The organism is Propioniciclava sp. (genome assembly GCF_036744435.1).
GTDB lineage: Bacteria > Actinomycetota > Actinomycetes > Propionibacteriales > Propionibacteriaceae > Propioniciclava.
On the sequence record NZ_DAIOIA010000058.1, the window covers coordinates 1 to 18,120 of the forward strand.

13 protein-coding genes are annotated in these 18,120 nt (G+C 68.7%); 9 read left to right on the forward strand and 4 right to left on the reverse strand.

What is annotated here, in order from left to right; translation table 11 throughout:
* Positions 1-2,032: 2,032 nt before the first annotated feature.
* Entirely contained in the window at positions 2,033-3,454 is a 1,422-nt protein-coding gene (locus tag V7E09_RS08860) for an APC family permease (protein WP_324511237.1), read from the forward strand.
* Positions 3,455-3,644: 190 nt separating this feature from the next.
* Here V7E09_RS08860 and V7E09_RS08865 read toward each other — a convergent pair whose 3' ends face one another.
* From V7E09_RS08865 to V7E09_RS08875, 3 genes are all read right to left on the reverse strand, one after another.
* Positions 3,645-5,858: a glycoside hydrolase family 3 C-terminal domain-containing protein gene (locus V7E09_RS08865; protein ID WP_324511238.1), complete on the reverse strand. Its 2,214-nt coding sequence runs from the start codon at positions 5,856-5,858 to the stop codon at positions 3,645-3,647.
* A 50-nt stretch (positions 5,859-5,908) separates the two neighbouring features.
* Positions 5,909-6,655 (reverse strand): VIT1/CCC1 transporter family protein, encoded by a 747-nt coding sequence (locus V7E09_RS08870; RefSeq protein WP_324511240.1) that lies wholly within the window; start codon positions 6,653-6,655, stop codon positions 5,909-5,911.
* A gap of 101 nt (positions 6,656-6,756) precedes the next feature.
* Positions 6,757-7,086, reverse strand: coding sequence for a BlaI/MecI/CopY family transcriptional regulator (locus V7E09_RS08875; protein ID WP_324511242.1), 330 nt, complete (start codon positions 7,084-7,086; stop codon positions 6,757-6,759).
* Positions 7,087-7,203: 117 nt separating this feature from the next.
* Between V7E09_RS08875 and V7E09_RS08880 the strand changes: the two genes are divergently transcribed.
* From V7E09_RS08880 to V7E09_RS08915, 8 genes are all read left to right on the forward strand, one after another.
* Positions 7,204-8,700, forward strand: a complete 1,497-nt coding sequence (locus V7E09_RS08880) for a cytochrome ubiquinol oxidase subunit I (protein ID WP_324511244.1) — start codon at positions 7,204-7,206, stop codon at positions 8,698-8,700.
* Positions 8,701-8,717: 17 nt separating this feature from the next.
* The gene (gene cydB / locus V7E09_RS08885) at positions 8,718-9,779 is read left to right on the forward strand and encodes a cytochrome d ubiquinol oxidase subunit II (RefSeq protein WP_324511245.1); all 1,062 of its coding nucleotides are present in this window, start codon (positions 8,718-8,720) and stop codon (positions 9,777-9,779) included.
* 168 nt (positions 9,780-9,947) lie between these two features.
* Complete coding sequence (gene cydD / locus V7E09_RS08890; RefSeq protein ID WP_442956860.1) at positions 9,948-11,519, forward strand: thiol reductant ABC exporter subunit CydD; 1,572 nt, start codon at positions 9,948-9,950, stop codon at positions 11,517-11,519.
* Positions 11,516-13,081 (forward strand): thiol reductant ABC exporter subunit CydC, encoded by a 1,566-nt coding sequence (cydC, locus tag V7E09_RS08895; RefSeq protein ID WP_324511247.1) that lies wholly within the window; start codon positions 11,516-11,518, stop codon positions 13,079-13,081. The genes cydD and cydC overlap by 4 nt, the downstream gene beginning before the upstream one ends.
* Positions 13,082-13,204: 123 nt before the next feature.
* A complete protein-coding gene (locus V7E09_RS08900) occupies positions 13,205-14,191 on the forward strand; it encodes a siderophore ABC transporter substrate-binding protein (RefSeq protein ID WP_324511248.1) in 987 nt (328 codons plus the stop codon).
* A gap of 45 nt (positions 14,192-14,236) precedes the next feature.
* The gene (locus V7E09_RS08905) at positions 14,237-15,235 is read left to right on the forward strand and encodes an ABC transporter permease (protein WP_324523275.1); all 999 of its coding nucleotides are present in this window, start codon (positions 14,237-14,239) and stop codon (positions 15,233-15,235) included.
* Between the two features lie 2 nt (positions 15,236-15,237).
* Complete coding sequence (locus tag V7E09_RS08910) at positions 15,238-16,293, forward strand: iron chelate uptake ABC transporter family permease subunit (protein WP_324511251.1); 1,056 nt, start codon at positions 15,238-15,240, stop codon at positions 16,291-16,293.
* Positions 16,290-17,048, forward strand: coding sequence for an iron ABC transporter ATP-binding protein (locus V7E09_RS08915; RefSeq protein ID WP_324511252.1), 759 nt, complete (start codon positions 16,290-16,292; stop codon positions 17,046-17,048). The genes V7E09_RS08910 and V7E09_RS08915 overlap by 4 nt, the downstream gene beginning before the upstream one ends.
* A gap of 44 nt (positions 17,049-17,092) precedes the next feature.
* Here the strand turns inward: V7E09_RS08915 and V7E09_RS08920 are convergent.
* Positions 17,093-18,120, reverse strand: a 1,028-nt coding sequence (locus V7E09_RS08920) for a glycoside hydrolase family 38 C-terminal domain-containing protein (RefSeq protein ID WP_324523276.1), incomplete at its 5' end; no start/stop codon positions are given.

Below are 18,120 nucleotides of genomic sequence, written 5' to 3' on the forward strand. Positions count from 1 at the left end.
CTAGCGCGACGATCTCGAATCAGAGGTGACCCTACCGGGCGAGCCATGATCGCCTGCCAAAGCTTCGACACGCAACGCGTCAAACTGCGGGCCGCTTGACAGAGCAACGCCATCACCCGTCTCGTGTGCCGCCCCGGCCGACCAGAGGTCTGATGGCTCGCTTCACAACCAGGAGGTCATCAGGCCTCACCTTGGGTGGTAGTGGGGTGTTCCCGTGTTGATAGCTCCCCTCTAGTCTTTCTGTTTAATCCGGTCACTGGAATCTGTGTGTTCTGGCCTATGGATTCTCCGCTCTGACAAGGAGGAGCGCTCAGCGTCGACTCCGCCGGTAGGACCGGTTCCCCGCGCCTCGACGCGGCTCTCTGGCCGGGCTGCCGGCCACCACTGGGCAACTGCTTACTCCCTTCTCGTCCCTTGGGGATCTTGTCGCGTGCACGGCCGCCTTGGTGTTAACGAACCCCGCCAGGGCCATGTCCACGATGCTGCAGCAGCGGCCACGAGCAGCGTGACCCGGGTTGCGTCGGTGGGAAAGGCGCTGGCGTCCGCCAGGTCAGGCTGAGCAAGAACTCGTACAGGCCAGTCTGGTTCATGGGGGGTGGCTCCTCTCGGGGGGGTGTGTTTTCGGCCAGAGAGGTCGGCAGGTCGGCGCGCTCTCGAACTGTCTGCCAGATGCGCCAGACCACGGGGTCGGTCTCGAACTCCTCGGGGTTTTGTACCTGCTGAGCCATGCCTCGGGGTCGGTCTCGGTCACCACCTCGACGGGCACGCGCAGGGTGGGCGACTCCCCCATCGCCGGTTCCACGGCCAGCCCTTCAAGGGTGAGCGCGTACGCCTGGGCCGCGTCGTTGAACGCCGCGGCATAGCGCTCGTCGGCTCGTGATAGCGGGACCACAGTGCCGTGTATGCCTGGTCGCATTTCTCGTCCTGAGGGAAGCTGTCGCCCAGCTCGTACAGGGGCAGGAGGGCGCCGGTGTCCTCCACGCGCTGGGCGACATTGAGCGGGACCCGGATCGGCTCGGTGCGGTACCTCAGCAGCTGCGACATGGGTGGGTCATAGCCCAGCGTGCCGGGCCTGGGCCCGGTCATTCCGGGAGTCGTGGGCCGGCCCAGCGTCCATCATTTGGAGGGTCTGACACACGGCCGCCTTAGGAGGCAGCGCAGCCCACGTTCATCAACACTCGCTCACGACAACTGACCCTGTTGTATGGGTCGATCATGTAGCCGTGGACGGCGACACAGCGGGATGCCGTTCCGGTAACGCTCACGGGGCCGGCATAGCTACTCTCGTCCGAGGCGGCCCAACCGCTCCCGTAGGGATCGACCGTTCTGCAATTGTAGTAGCTCCCACACTTCCAGATCCGGACTCCGGGCTCGAGCTTCTTTCCGTAGGCGTCGTTCAGGTGACGCATACATACCGTGTTGGTGCTGCCGTTGGCCAGCGAGTAGTAGACGACCAGTTCAGCGACTGCCTCCCCGTTGCTGCCGTAGATCGTCTTGTACCCGCCGCGGGCGATGGGTGCCCGAGCAGTTCGCGGCATCGGCAGCCGGCGCGGAGTTGACCGTGACGCCAACGCTGGCCAGCAGCAGGAGCACAGCCAGTAACACGGGACGGATGACCTTCTTGGTGGGGTCTCCTTCTTGAGGTGGCCGACGCCAGTCGGGACGGCCAGGACCGCGGCCGCCAGCCGAACCCAACCACAGCAGCCAGAGGCGCGTCACCAGTGATGCCACCCCCTTTTGGACGAGACCGCTGGGCCAGATACTCGGCTAGTGCGCGGTGTTCGGCGGCTGCTTCTTTCATGACGTCGGTGGCCACGGCCGCCACCTCGGCCATGGCGCGTCGCGCGTCCTGATCTGCGACGACGGCAGCGCGGCGCTCCCGCTCGATCAACTCGCCGACCCTCGGGTCGGCCGACACCGCGGCTGACAATCGCCGTCGAGTGTTACTTTTCTCCCACGTGTGGCGAGCCTGACCGGCGCGCACCGCGTGCCGCGGCGCCGCCGCGGCCCCGCACACGAAGGAGGCCACCCCATGTCCGACCTGCGTTCCACCGAACAGATCGACGAGCGCCGCGACGAACTCAAACGCGTCATGGGCCCCGGCCTGTTGCTGCTGTTCATCGTCGGCGACATTCTCGGAACCGGCATCTACGCCCTCACCGGCACCGTCGCCAAGGAAGTGGGCGGGGCGGTGTGGCTGCCCTTCCTGCTTGCCTTCGTGGTCGCCGTGATGACCGCCTTCGCCTATCTCGAACTGGTGACCAAATACCCGCATGCGGGCGGCGCCGCGGTGTACACGAACCGGGCTTTCAAGAATGGCTTCTTCACCTTCATGGTGGCGTTCACCGTCACCGCATCCGGCATCACATCGTCGGCCACGGCGTCCCGGGCGTTCGCCGAGAACTTCATGAAGGGGTTCGGACTGGGCGACCAGGCGGGGCTGATCACCGTGATCGCGCTGTGTTTCATCGCGCTGGTCATGGCGGTCAACCTGTGGGGCGTGGGCGAATCGGTCAAGGCCAACATCGTGTTGACCATCATCGAGTTGTCCGGCCTGCTCATCGTCATCTTCGTCGGGTTCTTGGCGATGACGAACGGCAAGGCGGACTTCAGCCGCACCATGGTATTCGAGACCCCGAACGACAAGGGCGTGTTCCTGGCCGTGTCGGCCGCCACGTCCGTGGCGTTCTTCGCGATGGTCGGCTTCGAGGACTCCGTCAACATGGCCGAGGAGACGAAGAACCCCTCCAGGATCTTCCCGAAGATGATGCTGACCGGCCTGGGCATCACCGGCGTCATCTACGTGCTGGTGTCGCTCACTGCCGTGGCGATCGTCCCGGTCGGCGAACTCACGCAGACGGGCGCGACGCCGCTGCTGACGGTCGTCCAGATGGGGGCGCCCGGCCTGCCGTTCGGGGTGATCTTCCCGTTCATCTCGATGTTCGCGGTGGCCAACACCGCGCTGATCAACATGCTGATGGCGTCCCGGCTCCTGTACGGCATGGCCAAGCAGGGCATCTTGCCGCCCCTCTTCGGGGCGATCCTGAAGGGCCGTCGGACGCCGTGGTTCTCGATCGTGTTCACCTCGGGGATGGCCGCGGTGCTGATCACCTTCGTCGGGCAGGTCTCGCAGTTGGGCGGGACGACCGCCCTGCTGTTGCTGGGCGTGTTCACCATCACGAACGTTGCGGTGCTGGTGCTGCGCAAGGACAAGGTGGACCACGACCACTTCACCGCCCCCACCTGGATCCCCGTGGTGGCGGGCCTGTGCACCTTCTATCTGGTGGGTCCGTGGACCGGTCGGCCCTTGGAGCAGTTCCAGATCGCATTGGTCCTGCTGGCGATCGGGGCGGTGCTGGGCGTCATCACGTTCGTCATCAACAAGACGATCCGTCACAAGCCGGTGGAGATCACCCACGTGGAGTACCTGGGCGGCGACGGCCCCCGCAACTGACCCGCACCCTCAGTCCTCGGTGAACGCAACCTCAGTCCTCGGCGACTCCATCCTCAGTCCTCGGCGGCGCACCCTCAGTCCTCGGTGAACGCAACCTCAGTCCTCGGCGAGGACTGAGGGTTGGGACGCCGAGGACTTGGGGTTGACGCGCCGAGGACTGAGGGTTGGGGCCGCGAGGGCCTCGGACCGCCTAGACCGGACGACCGTACTCGGCCAGGACCGCGTCGACGTCGGCGACGGTGAGCGGCCCGCCGGGGAACTGGGCGAACCTGCGCAACGGCTGTCCTGCGACCACCGCGTACATCTCCTCGCCCAACTCGAATCGCTCCCCCGTGCGCGCCAGGACGCGGGCCTGCAGCGCGTCCATCGCGTCGGTATCGGCAAACCACTCGGCGATCGTCGATTCGTCGTACAGCGGGGTCGGCAGGGATGGCACGTCCAGCCGCAACCCACCGGCCACGGGCAGGTCGCGGCTGTGCGATCCGGCCTCGATCGCATAATCGCCGCTCTCGACCACGAACCGCTCGTGCGGAGTGGACCAGAACGCGAACGCATCGATCCCCAGCGCCACCGTCACGGTGCGCGACTCCCCCGGCTCCAGCCACACCTTGGTGAAGCCGCGCAGCTCCCGCACCGGACGCGGCACGGACGCCGCCGCGTTCCGGACGTACACCTGGACGACCTCCGCGCCCGCCCGCTGACCCGTGTTGGTGAGGGTCACCGACGCGGCCACCCGCAGGTCCCTGGTCACGACCGAGCCGGTCTCGACCAGCTTGAGGGCGTCGTAGCGGAAGGTTGTGTAGCCCAGTCCGAACCCGAACGGGTAGGCGACCTCACGCTCCATCGCGTCGAAGCCGCGATAGCCCATGAAGACCCCCTCCCCGTACTGCACCTGCCCCGTCTCGCCGGGGAACATGAGGGTGCTGGGATAGTCCTCCAGCCGGACGCCGAGGGTCTCGGTGAGTCGCCCCGAGGGCTCGGCCTCGCCGGTCAGGACCTGCGCGAGGGCGAGCGCGCCCGCCTCGCCGCCCAACCAGGCCTCGATGAGCGCGCTCGTCTCCTCGGTCCAGCCAGCGACCTCCACGGCGGCTCCGTTGGAGAGCACCACCACCACCGGCTTACCCGTCTCGGAGAGGCTCGCCAGCAGCGCCCGCTGGTTGTCGGGGATCCGCATGTGCGTGCGGTCGGAGCCTTCGGTCTCCTCCGCGTCGGGCAGCCCCAGGCAGGCCACCACCACGTCTGCCAGCTCGGCCGCCGTGACCGCCTCGTCGATCAGGTCGTCGTCGAGATCGCCGGACAGCAGGAAGCCGGGCGCGAACGTGACCTCGCGCCGGGACGCGAGCGTGTCGAGGAGCCGATCGAGCTCGACCGGGTTCACCTTGGAGCTGCCGCTGCCCTGGTAGCGCGGCGTCCGCGCGAACTCGCCTACGAGCGCCACCCGCGCTCCGGGAGCCAGCGGCAGGACGCCGTCGTTGCGCAGCAGCACCATGGATTCCAGTGCCGCCTCGCGGGCCAGGTCGTGGTGTCCGATGACGCCGGTGGGCCGGACCGCGGTGACGGCCTTGTGGGTGAGGGAGAGCAGCCGTTCAGCCGCCAGCTCGAGGACCTCGCGGCTGAGCTCGCCCGACTCGACGGCGGCCGCGACGACGGCCTCGCGCCCATCGGCCTGGGGCATCTCCAGGTCGAGACCGGCGATCAGGGCGGCGATGCGGTCATAGACCGCCCCCCAGTCGGAGACCACGACGCCGCGGTAGTCCCAGTCTCCGCGCAGGACGTCGGTGAGTAACCACGGGTTCTGCGACACCAGGGTGCCGTTGAGCCGGTTGTAGGAGCACATCACCATCCACGGCTGGGAGGCCCCCACGGCCCGCTGGAACCCGGCCAGGTAGATCTCGCGCAGCGCGCGCTCGGCGACGACGGCGTCGACGCGCATCCGGTCGGTCTCTTGATTGTTGGCCGCGAAGTGCTTCAGGCAGCCGCCGACGCCGACGCTCTGCATCCCGTAGACGAGGGCAGCGGCCAGCGTCCCCGAGACGAACGGGTCCTCACTGAGGTACTCGAAGTTGCGCCCGCACAGCGGGGAGCGCTTGATGTTGAGGCCCGGCCCGAGGACGACGTCGACGCCGAGCGCGGTCGCTTCGCGGCCCAGCGCCTCCCCGACCCGCTTGAGCAGCGCCGGGTTCCAGGAGGATCCGAGCCCGACGGCAGTCGGGAAGCAGGTGGACGGCTCGGAGTAGTCGAGGTCCTCGCCGACGCGGAGCCCGTGCGGGCCGTCTGCGAGGCGGACCGGCGGAACCCCCAACCGCGGGATGCCCGTGGTGTGCCAGGATCCGCTCCCGCAGACCAGTGCCGCGAGTTCCTCGGTCGTGGCCTCAGCCAGGACGTGGTCGACGTCGAACGTCATCGTTCCTCCTTCGTGGGTGAGTGCCATCCTCCCACGCAGGTGCCGCCGGATCAGCCCAGTTGCGTGCCAACCAGCGTGCCGATACCGAACGTGACGGCCATCGCGAGAAAGCCGCCCAGGATGTTGCGGGCGATCGCCGGGATCACGGCGGCTCCGCCCACCTTGGCCGACACGAAACCGGTGATGAACAGCGCCACGAGGACGGCGGCCACCGTCGCGCCGACGCGGACGTCGGCGGGTGCCAGGAGCATCGCGAGCAGCGGGATGAGGGCGCCGACCGAGAAGGAGACCAGGGACGAGATCGCGGCGGCCCACGGGGACACCAGATCGTGTTGATCGATGCCCAGCTCGAAGTCGGCATGGGCGCCCAGGGCGTCGTGGTCCATGAGCTGCTGGGCGGCGGTGCGCGCCACATCGGCGCTCATGCCCTTGCTCTGCAGCAGGTCGGCAAGCTCGTCGAGTTCTTCCTCGGGCATGGTGGCGAGCTCGTGGCGTTCCTTGGCGAGCTGCGCCCGTTCGGAGTCGCGCTGGGCGGACACGGACACGTACTCCCCGGCGGCCATGGACAGGGCGCCTGCGACCAGCCCGGCGATGCCCGCCGTGGCGAGGGCGAGCACGTTCGTGGTGGCGCCGGCCACGCCCATCACCAGCCCAGCGGTCGAGATCACGCCATCGTTGGCTCCGAGCACGGCCGCGCGCAGCTTGTTCAGCAGCGCGGCTTGGGAGTCGCCGGTGTCCTCGGGGTGCGGGCGCACGCTGGCGGGGGCCTGCTCGTCGCGGGTCGTCGGGGTGCTCATGGACTCGATGATGCGTCGATTTCGACGCGTGCGCAACGAAGGAAAGGCTTCCCTACTAGGGGTTTCTCCGAATCTGTGGCGCCAGTGGCGTCCCATCTCGGCTACTTCTGTGCGGCAGGAACGGAGGCCTCAAGCAGGGTCCGGAGCACCTGAGTGCGCTCGGCGGGGCTGAGGCCGCCCAGCGCCTCGTCGACCGTGTCGGTGTAGAGGTCGAGGCGGCTGCGTGCCGGTTCGTAGAGCCAGGCGCGCCCCTCGAGGCGGCGCAGCACGATGCCCTTCTTGGCCAGTCGGTCCAAGACGGTCATGACGGTGGTGTAGGCGATCTCCCGGCGCTGGGCAAGCTCGTCGTGCACGTCCCGGACGGGCGTCGGGGCTGTGCGCGCCCACAGCACGTCCATCACCGCGTGTTCGAGGTCACCAAGGATGGGCATAGCCCCATGATAATCACAGACGCCGGTTGCTACGACGCTTAGTAGTAGATTGGCGCGGCGCGGAGCCCCGTTGGGGAGACTTGGCCCCCTACGACGGCGGGTAGTACTGTCCCGCACATGAGTCCAGAAACGATCGCCAGATGGCAGTTTGGCATCACGACGGTCTACCACTACTTCTTTGTACCCGTGACGATCGCAATGTCGCTCCTCGTCGCGGTGATGCAGACCTTCTGGGTCCGCACCGGCAAAGACAAGTACCTACGGTTGACCAAGTTCTTCGGCAAGCTCTTCCTCATCAACTTCGCCATGGGCGTCGTCACCGGCATCGTGCAGGAGTTCCAGTTCGGGATGAACTGGTCCGAGTACAGCCGTTTCGTCGGTGACATCTTCGGCGCCCCCCTGGCCCTGGAAGCGCTGCTCGCGTTCTTCCTCGAGTCCACGTTCCTCGGTCTGTGGATCTTCGGGTGGGACCGGCTGCCCAAGAAGGTGCACCTCGCCTCAATCTGGCTGGCCGCCATCGGCACGATGCTGTCGGCCATCTTCATTCTCGCCGCCAACAGCTTCATGCAGAACCCCGTCGGCGCCACCTACAACCCCCTCACCGACCGGGCTGAGATGACCGATTTCCTCGCCCTGCTCACCAACCCGGTCTTCCTCGCCACGTTCCCCCACACTCTCGCCGCGGCCTACATGACGGCCAGCGGCTTCATTCTCGCCATCTCGGGTTGGCACCTCGCCAAGCTGAACAAGCCCCACCGCACCCCCCAGCAGGACGCCGACGTCGACGCCTTCCGCTGGTCGGCCAAGATGGCCGCCTGGGTCCTCCTGATCTCGGGAGCGGCCGTCATCATCACCGGTGACGTTCAGGGCAAGGTCATGTACCAAGTGCAGCCCATGAAGATGGCAGCCGCCGAGGCGCTGTACGAGACCGCTGGCGGCAACGGGGAAATGGCCCCGTTCTCGCTCTTCACGATCGGTAGCCTCGACGGTTCCCGCCCGCTGTTCGAGCTTCAGGTCCCGGGCGTGCTCGGCTTCCTGGCCAAGGGTGATCCGTTCGCCGAGGTGCAGGGCATCAACAACCTCCAGGAGGCCTACCGCAACGGCGCCCTGGTCAACCCGGACAACGCACTGCAGCAGGCCTACTCGGAGAAGCTCGCCACCCTCGGGATCGAGGACTTCGCTCCGAACATCCCGGTCAGCTACTGGACGTTCCGCATCATGATGACGCTCGGCTTCATCGCGATCGCCATCGGCGCCTGGACGCTGTTCGCGCTCCGCAGGCAGCGGCTGCCGAAGGATTCCCCCTGGTGGTCGTTCCTGATGCTGATCGTCGTGCTCGCGCCGCTGTTCGGCAACTCCGCGGGCTGGATCTTCACCGAGATGGGCCGCCAGCCGTGGATCGTCGCGGGCGTCCTGCCCACCGCCTCGGCGGTGTCGCCGGGAGTGAGCGCCGGCGAAGTCCTCGCCACGATGATCCTCTACACCGTCATCTACGGAGCACTGGCCGTGGTCGAGGTCGGGCTGATGATTCACTACACCAAGGCGGGCCTGCCCGCCGAGGTCGCCCCCGTCGAGATCAAGGGTGAGGACGACGTCCTCTCCTTCGCCTACTGAGAAGGAGTGAGACGTACATGCTGACGCTTCTCGCCGCCGAGCCCACGACGCTCCAGGTGGTCTGGTACTGCCTGATCGCCGTCTTGTGGATCGGCTATCTCGTCCTCGAAGGCTACGACTACGGCGTGGCCATGCTGATCCCGTTCCTGGGCAAGAACGAAAAGGAACGCCGGGTCATCGTCAACACCATCGGCCCGCTGTGGGACGGCAATGAGGTGTGGCTGCTGACCGCCGGCGGCGCCATGTTCGCGGCCTTCCCCGGCTGGTATGCCACGTTGTTCTCCGGGCTGTACCTGCCGCTGTTCCTGATCCTGGTGGGCCTCATCATCCGGGGCGTGTCGTTCGAGTACCGCGCCAAGCACCCGGACGCCCGCTGGCGCAACGCCTTCGACTGGATGGCCGCCACCGGCTCGTTCATCGTGTCGTTGGTGTTCGGCGTCGGGTTCGCCAACTTCATCATCGGGATGCCGGTGGCTCTCGCCGAGGGCAGCACCCACCTGCACGTGTTCACGGGGGGCTTCTGGAGCCTGTTCAGCCCGTTCGCGCTCCTGGGTGGCGTCGTGCTGGTCGTGCTGTTCCTGTTCCACGGCGCCAACTTCCTGACGCTCAAGACGTCCGGCATCGTGCACGATCGCGCCAAGGCCTTCTCGGTCAAGATCGGCCTGGGCGCCATCGTGGGCGGGGCGATCTACCTGGTGTGGGCGAACCTCGCCTACGGCATCGGCCTGGTCGGCTGGCTGCTGACCGTGGTGGCAGCCGTCGGCCTCATCGCCTCCTGGTTCGCCATGAGCAAGGGCCGCGACGGCTGGGCGTTCACCAGCACGACGGTCGCGATCCTCGCGGTGGCCGTGTGGATCTTCGTCCGGATGTGGCCCACGCTGGGCTTCATCAACTCCGGGGTCGGTCTGCCGCTGGATCGGGTGACCGCAGCGTCGACGGAACTGACGCTGACGATCATGACGGGGGCGGCGATCGTCTTCGTGCCGATCGTGCTGGCCTACCAGGGCTGGTCGGTGTGGGTGTTCCGTAAGCGCCTCAGCACCAAGAACATCCCCGACGATGTGGTCACCGCCGCGTAACCTGTCGGAGTGCCAGTGCAGCAAGCCCGAGGGGGCGACGTCCGCAGCGACGTCGCCCCCTCCGCATCACTCGACGCCGAGGGCGCGGCCCCGCGTCGCGGCCCCATCGACCCGCGCCTGCTGAGGCGCGCGCGGGCCACCCGCGGCTACCTCGTCGCCGGGGTTCTCATCGGATGCGTGGTGGCGGTCCTGACCGTCGCGCAGGCATGGGTGCTTGCCGTCTCCATCTCCGGGGTGTTCGCGGCCGCTCCGGGGTTCGAGTACCTGACCCGCGTCCCCGGCAGCGGGCAGTGGCCCGATTTGTTCCCCGCACTCGCGGCGCTGGCCGGGATCTTCGGCGCGAAGGCCGCGCTGAACTGGCTCAACAGCCTCATGGCGCACCGGGCCGCCGCCGCCGTGAAGTCCCAACTGCGCCGCGACATCGTCGCCGCCCGGCTCGCCGATCCTCTGGCCGACCGCACCTCCACGGCGGGCCTGGTGAACCTGACCACCGTCGGCTTGGACGCCCTCGACGGCTTCTATTCCAAGTACCTTCCCCAGCTGGCGCTCGCCTGCACGGTGCCGCTGATCACCGGCATCGCGATCGCCACCGCCGACCTGTCCTCGGCGGTCATCGTCGCGCTGACCGTCCCCCTCATCCCGGTCTTCATGGCACTGGTCGGCTGGACGACCCAGGCCCACACGCGCCGGCGCTGGCGCACCCAGCAGCGCCTCGCCCACCACTTCGCCGACCTGGTCTCCGGCCTGCCGACGCTGCAGGTGTTCGGCCGTGCTCGCGCCCAGGAGATCGGCTTGACGCGGTCGGAGGACGCCCACCGCGCCGAGACGATGGGGACGCTGCGGGTGTCGTTCCTCTCCGCCTTCGTGCTGGAGCTGCTGGCGACGCTGTCGGTGGCCGTCATCGCCGTCACCGTCGGGTTCCGCGTCGTGGAGAGCGGGATGAGCCTCACCACGGCGCTGTTCGTGCTCGTCCTCGCCCCCGAAGTGTTCCTGCCGGTGCGTCAGGTCGGCGTCCATTATCACGACGCGGCCGACGGCATGGCCGCCGCCGATCAGGCCTTCGCGGTCATCGACGCCGCCCACGCGCGCGCCCAGGACGCCTCCCCGTCGGCGGCGTCGACGAACGGGGCCGTGCTCTCCGCCCGCGGGCTGGGACACACGTATCCGGGTGCCGCGTCCGCCGCGGTCAGCGGGGTGAACTTCGAGGTGGCACCGGGCGAGTTCGTCGCCCTGGTGGGGCCCTCCGGCGGCGGCAAGACCACCGTCCTGAACGCCCTCATGGGCTTCCTGACGCCGACCGAAGGAAGCCTGCTGCTCCCCGACCGGGAGCGGGTCGCCTTCGTCGGGCAAGAGCCCGGCATGATCAGCGGCACCATCGCCGACAACGTGGCCCTCGGGGACCCGGGCGCGAACGACGCCAGGATCAGCGACGCGCTGCGCCGCGCAGGTGCCCCCGACCTCGACGCCGCCCGTCCGGTGGGTGACGACGGGGAGGGCCTCTCGGCCGGCGAGCGTCGCCGGGTGGCGACGGCCCGCGCGCTGCTCCGGATCGATGCCGGGGCCCAGATCCTGCTCTTGGACGAGCCCACCGCAGGCCTGGACGCCACCGCCGAGGCCACCTTGCTGCGGAGCCTGCGCGGCAGCGGGGTCACCGTCGTGGTCGTCTCTCACCGCCCCGCCGTCCTCGCCGAAGCGGATCGTGTCGTCCCGATCGGCGTCCACGAGGAGGTCTCCGCATGAGCGCGCTCGTCCGGCGGCTGATCGGATCGGTCCCTCGCGGCTGGGGGCGGTTCCTGCTGGCCTTGGTGCTGGCGTCGGCGGCGTCGCTGAGTTCGGTGGCCCTGATGGGCGTGTCGGGCTGGCTGCTCTCGCGCGCGGCCGAGCACCCGCCGGTGATGTACCTGACGGCGGCCGCCGTGCTGGTGCGCGCCTTCGGCATCAGCCGTGGTGTCGCCCGCTACACGGAGCGGCTGGTGGGGCACGACCTGGGCCTGCGGCTGCAGTCGGCACTGCGGCTGGACACCTACCGGGCCCTGGCCCGGACGACGCTGCTGGGACGCCGCCGCGGCGACCTGCTGACCCGCGTCGTCGCCGATGTGGACGCCGTCCTGGATGCGGTCGTCCGGGTGGCCATCCCCTTCCTGTCGGGGTTGTTCGTGCTGCTGGCCGCCTCCGCGGTCGTCTCGGTGTTCTCCTGGCCCGCGGCCGTGGCGCTGCTGGCCAGCGCGCTGATCGCTGGCGTCGCCGCGCCGTGGCTTGCGGCCCGGATCTCCTCGCGGGCCGATGAGGCCGCCATCTCCGGGCGGGGCGCGCTCGCCGACGCCGTGCACGAGGTGGGCCGCACCGCCACCGACCTGGTCGCCTACTCGGCGCAGGACCGGGCGCTGGCGCGCGTCGCCGCCGCCGACGACGCCCTCCGGGGCTTCGAGGAGCGCGCCGCGTGGACCCGGGGCCTGGCCACCGGCATCCAGACGCTGGCCGCGGGCGCGTCGGTGATGGCGACGCTCGCCCTGGGCGCGGCCCAGGTGCGGGCAGGCGACCTGGACCACACCATGCTGGCGGTGCTGGTGCTGCTGCCGCTGGCGTTGCACGAGGTCTTCGCCGACTTCACGAAGGCCGCCCAGACCCACACCCGCTCCCGGGTCGCGCTGGCGCGGGTCACGGAGATCCTCACCGCTGAGCCGGTGGGCCGCGGCGACCTGGACGCCTCCCCTACCGACGAGGCGCCGCGCGTGAGCGTGCGCGACCTGACCCTCGGCTGGCCAGGTGCCGAGCCGTTGCTGGGCGGGCTGTCGTTCGAGGTGGCGGCCGGGGAGTCGCTGGCGATCGTGGGGCCGTCGGGCGTCGGCAAGACGACCCTCGCCGCGACCCTGCTGGGACTGATCCCCCCGGCCGGCGGCAGCGTCGAGACCCGGGGACGGATCGGTTATCTCGCTCAGGACGCCCACATCTTCTCCACCTCGGTCGCCGAGAACGTGATGATCGGCGACAAGACCGCCGACCGTCCTCGCGTCGAGGAGGCGCTGGCGCGCGTCCGGCTCGACGTCGACCCCGATCGTGCCGTCGGGGAGTTGGGGGCGTCACTGTCGGGCGGGGAGGAGCGCCGGCTGGCGCTGTCGCGCCTGGTGGTGGGCGATTACCAGATCCTCGTGCTCGATGAGCCCACCGAGCATCTGGACGCCGAGACGGCCACCGCTCTGCTGGACGACATCTGGGCCCAGGCGGCCGGCTCTCCGCTGCTGGTGATCACGCACGATCCCGATGTCCGTTCCCGCTGCGACCGCGAGTTGGTGCTGGGCTGAGCGCCCCCTCGATTTACGCAAGGTAGTCGGCGCGAATAGTGCAACCCCGTTTGCGACGGGTCCTCGAATCATGTTTAGGTGATCCTTACTAAGGCAACCCTTAACTCGATCGTTGGGAGATCCATGAACCGCCTCGTCGGCCGCGCGCTGGCCCCCGCCGCAGCCCTTGCCATCCTCCTCACCGGATGTGCGAGCTCCGCCGCCACCCCCTCGGCGTCCACCCCCGCAGCACAGGCCACCGTCACGGTGACCGACAACAAGGGGACCGTCACGGTCAAGACCCCGCCGACCTCCGTCGTCGCCCTCGACAACCGCACCTTCCAGACGCTGGCCGACTGGGATATCAAGCCCAAGGCCGCCGCGCGCTCCCTGATGCCGTCGACGAACAAGTACGCCAAGGACGAGTCGATCATCGACATCGGCACCCACAACGAGCCCAAGCTGGAGCTCATCACCGCGGCCGAGCCCGACCTGATCATCAACGGCCAGCGCTTCGCCGGCAAGTACGACGACATCGCCTCCCGCGCACCGGGCGCCGCGCAGATCCTGCTCGACCCCCGCGACGGCGAGGCCTTCGACTCCGAGCTGAAGCGCCAGACCACCACGCTGGGCACCATCTTCGGCAAGGAGGCCGAGGCGACCGCGCTGAACGCCAAGCTCGACGCGTCGATCACCGCCGCGAAGGCCGCCTACGACCCGAGCCAGAAGGTCATCGCCGTGAACTCCTCCGGCGGCAAGATCGGCTACATCGCCCCGACCGTCGGCCGTACCCTCGGGCCGGTCTTCGACATCCTCGGCCTGACCCACGCGCTGGACGTCGCGGGTGCCACCAACGACCACCAGGGCGACGACATCTCCGTGGAGACCATCGCCGCGGCGAACCCCGACTGGATCCTGGTCATGGACCGCGACGCCGCCGTGAGCGCCGACGATCCGAGCTACGTCCCCGCCGCCAAGGTGATCCAGGACTCCGCAGCCCTGGCCAACGTGACCGCCGTCACCAAGGGACAGGTCGTCTACATGCCGGCCGACACGTACACCAACGAAGGCATCCAGACCTACACGACGTTCTTCGAGGATCTGGCCGCCAAGTTCGCGGCCGCGAAGTAGCCGTCGTATCACGAGCGACCGATCGTTGATCAACCGGCGGCCCCGATGACGGGCACCACGACAGCCGAGCCCCGCGCCACCCGCGCGGGGTCTCGGCTGCTCGACTGGCGCCTGCTCATCGGGATCGTCGTCGTCGGAGCACTGCTCGTCGCGTCCCTGTTCGTGGGTGTCTACGACATCTTCGGCGCGGACGACGGCTGGCGGATGTTCGCCATCACCCGCGTCCCCCGCACCATTGCGTTGGTGCTGGCGGGTGCAGCCATGGCGATGTCGGGGCTGGTCATGCAGTTGCTGACCCAGAACCGCTTCGTCGAGCCCACCACGACCGGCACCACCGAATGGGCCGGGCTCGGGCTGCTCACCACGATGATCGTGTTCCCCAACCCGCCACTGCTGGTGCGGATGGTCGGGGCGGTCATCTTCGCCTTCGTCGGGACGATGGTCTTCTTCGCGTTCCTGCGCCGGGTGACGCTGCGTTCCTCGTTGATCGTCCCGATCGTCGGCATCATGCTCGGCGCGGTGGTCGGCTCCGTGTCCACCTTCGTGGCGCTGCAGACCAACATGCTGCAGAACCTCGGCGTGTGGTTCGCGGGCAGCTTCGTCGGCGTCATCGAGGGCCAGTACGAGGTGCTGTGGATCGTCGTCGCCGTCGTCGTCGCTATCTTCGTGGTCGCCGACCGACTCACCGTGGCGGGCCTGGGCGAGGACATCGCCACCAACGTGGGCCTCGACTACAACCGCATCGTCTTGATGGGCACCGGCCTGATCGCCATCGCCACCGGCGTCGTCACCGTCGTGGTGGGGAACCTGCCGTTCCTGGGTCTCATCGTGCCCAACATCGTCTCCATGGTCCGGGGCGACGACCTGCGCAGCAACCTCCCGTGGGTCGCCCTGCTCGGCATCGGCATCGTCACCGTGTGCGACATCCTCGCCCGCACGACCATCATGCCGTTCGAGGTGCCGGTCTCCCTGATCCTCGGGATCGTGGGGGCCGCCGTCTTCATCGCTCTGCTGCTGCGGCAGCGCCGCCTGGGAGCGAGGTGAGCATGGCCACGACCACCCTCTCCCCCGCCACCTCCGACGTGGAACGGCCGCGACCCGAACGCCGCGCGAGTGCCTTCTCCACGGCCCGCGCCCAGCGCCGCTACTGGGTGACCGTCGCCGTGCTGGTCGGGCTGGCGGCGCTGTTCGGGTTCGGGCTGATCGCCTGGGCCAACCCGATGCCGTTCGGGACGAGCGGCTTTTGGCTCATCGCCCAGCACCGCGGGGTCGCCGTCTTCGTGATGGCGCTCGTCGCGATCTGTCAGGCCCTGGCCACCGTCGCCTTCCAGACGGTGACCAACAACCGGATCCTGACGCCGTCGATCATGGGCTTCGAGTCGCTGTACCGGGCCATCCAGACCACGTCGGTGTACCTGTTCGGCCTCGCCGGGCTGATCTCCTTCACCGGCGTCACCGCGTTCATCGTCCAGGTGGGCGCGATGATGGGCCTGGCGTGCGCCCTGTACGGCTGGCTGCTCTCGGGCCGCTATGCGAACCTGCAGGTGATGCTGCTGATCGGCATCGTCATCGGCGGCGGGCTCGGATCGGTGTCCTCGTTCATGCAGCGCCTGCTCACCCCCAGCGAGTTCGATGTACTGGCCGCGCGCATGTTCGGCTCGGTCTCCAACGCCAACGCCGCCTACTTCCCGGTCGCGATCCCGCTCATCGTGGTCGCGGGCGGCGTGCTGTGGTTCATGTCCCGCTCGCTGAACACGCTCAGCCTGGGCCGCGACGCCGCGGTGAACCTCGGCGTCAATCACCGCCGGACGACGATCATCGTCCTCGTTGCTGCCTCGGCACTGATCGCGACGTCAACCGCCCTGGTGGGGCCGCTGACGTTCCTGGGGTTCCTCGTCGCGACGCTGGCCTATCAGTTCGCCGACACTTTCGACCACCGCTACATCTTCCCCGTCGCCGCCCTCGTGGGGTTCGTGGTGCTGAGCGCCGCCTACTTCATCATGAACTTCATCTTCTACGGGTCCGGCGTCGTGTCGATCATCATCGAACTGGTGGGCGGCACCGTCTTCCTCATCGTCATCTTGAAGAAGGGACGCCTGTGATCACGCTGACCGATGTCCTCAAGCGCTACAGCAGCGAGGTCGCGATCGGGCCGGTCGACCTGGAGATCCCCACCGGCGGTATCACCGCGCTGGTGGGGCCCAACGGGGCGGGCAAGTCGACCATGCTGACGATGATCGGCCGGCTGCTCGGCATGGATCAGGGCAGCATCGAGGTGGCGGGCTACGACGTCGCCTCCACCAAGTCCCGCGACCTGGCAAAGATCCTCTCGATCCTGCGGCAGGAGAACCACTTCATCACGCGGCTGACGGTGCGCCAGCTCGTCGGCTTCGGCCGGTTCCCCCACAGCCAGGGCCGGCTCAACCGCGCGGATGAGGAGATCATCAGCCGCTACATCGACTTCCTCGACCTGCGCGATCTGGAGGGCCGCTACCTCGACCAGCTCTCCGGTGGCCAGCGGCAGCGCGCCTATGTGGCAATGGTGCTGTGTCAGGAGACCGACTACGTCTTGCTGGACGAGCCGCTGAACAACCTCGACATCGCGCACTCGGTGACGATGATGCGTCACCTGCGGGCCGCCGCCGCGGAGTTCGACCGGACGATCATCGTGGTGCTGCACGACATCAACTTCGCTGCCGCCTACGCCGACTACATCTGCGCCATGAAGGACGGCGGCATCGCCGAGTTCGGTTCGCCGGAGGCGATCATGCAAGACGGCGTCCTGAGCGCCCTGTTCAACACCGACATCTCCGTGATGCCGGGCCCGAACGGACGCCCGGTCGCCGTCTACTTCTAAGCCCGCGTGGCTCGCCCCCGCTGCCACGGGGGCGGGCCCGCGCCTCAGAGCGCGACGCGGTAGGTGCGCACCTCGAACGGTGTCAGGCTGACCCGAACCGTGTCGCCGCCCTCGACGACCGCGCCCCCCTGCGGGTCCTCGATGAGGGACGCCTCCCGCACGGCGGCGACAGGGCGGGCGAACTGCAGCGTGCCGGAGGCGCGGCGTCCGTGCGGCTCGTACAGCCGCACGATCAGATCACCCGAGCGATCGGCGGCGAGCTTGACCGCCGAGATGACCAGCCCGGCGGAGGCGATCGCCACCGGCGCCACCGGATGCCCGCCTTGCACGCGGCGGTCGGTGTTGAGCGTGTAGCCCTCGCGGGTCGCGGCGTCGAGGTCGGCACCGATCACCAGCCCGTAGCGGTGATGCTGCTCGCCCTGGTCGGTCTCCGGGTCGGGGAACCGCGGGGCGCGCAGCAGCGACAGCCGCAGCGTCGTGGTGACGTCGGTGGCGGCACCGTCCTGGCGGACGTCGCGGGTCACGTCGAAGCCGTACGTCGAGTCGGTGACCAGCGCCGCCCCGAAGCCGACCTCCTCGGCGAGCACGTAGCGGTGCATGGAGGTCTCGAACTTGGCCGCCTCCCAGGAGGTGTTGGTGTGGGTGACCCGGCGCACCGCCCCGAACTGGGTCTCGGCCAGCGTGGACTCCGCCGCGATGCTGAGCGGGAAGGCCACTTTGAGGAACTTCTCCGTCTCGCGCCAGTCGGTGACCTGATCGATCTCCAACGTCGGGGAGCCCGGCCGCAGCCGCAGCGTCTGCGTGACTCGCGAGTCACCGAAGGACCGCTCGACGCGCACGGTGGCCACGCCCCCGATCACCTCGGCACTCAGGGCGGTGTGCCCGCGCACGTCCCTGACACGGTTGCGATAGAACCGGTCCACGTCCCAGGCATCCCACCGGTTCGGGAAGTCGGGATGCACCTGTAGCAGGTTCGCCACCGCTCCGGCGGGGATCAACTCGCGACGCGACGCCACCTCGAGGGCCGACACGATCAGCCCGTCGGCGTCCAGGACGACGCGGACCCGGCCGT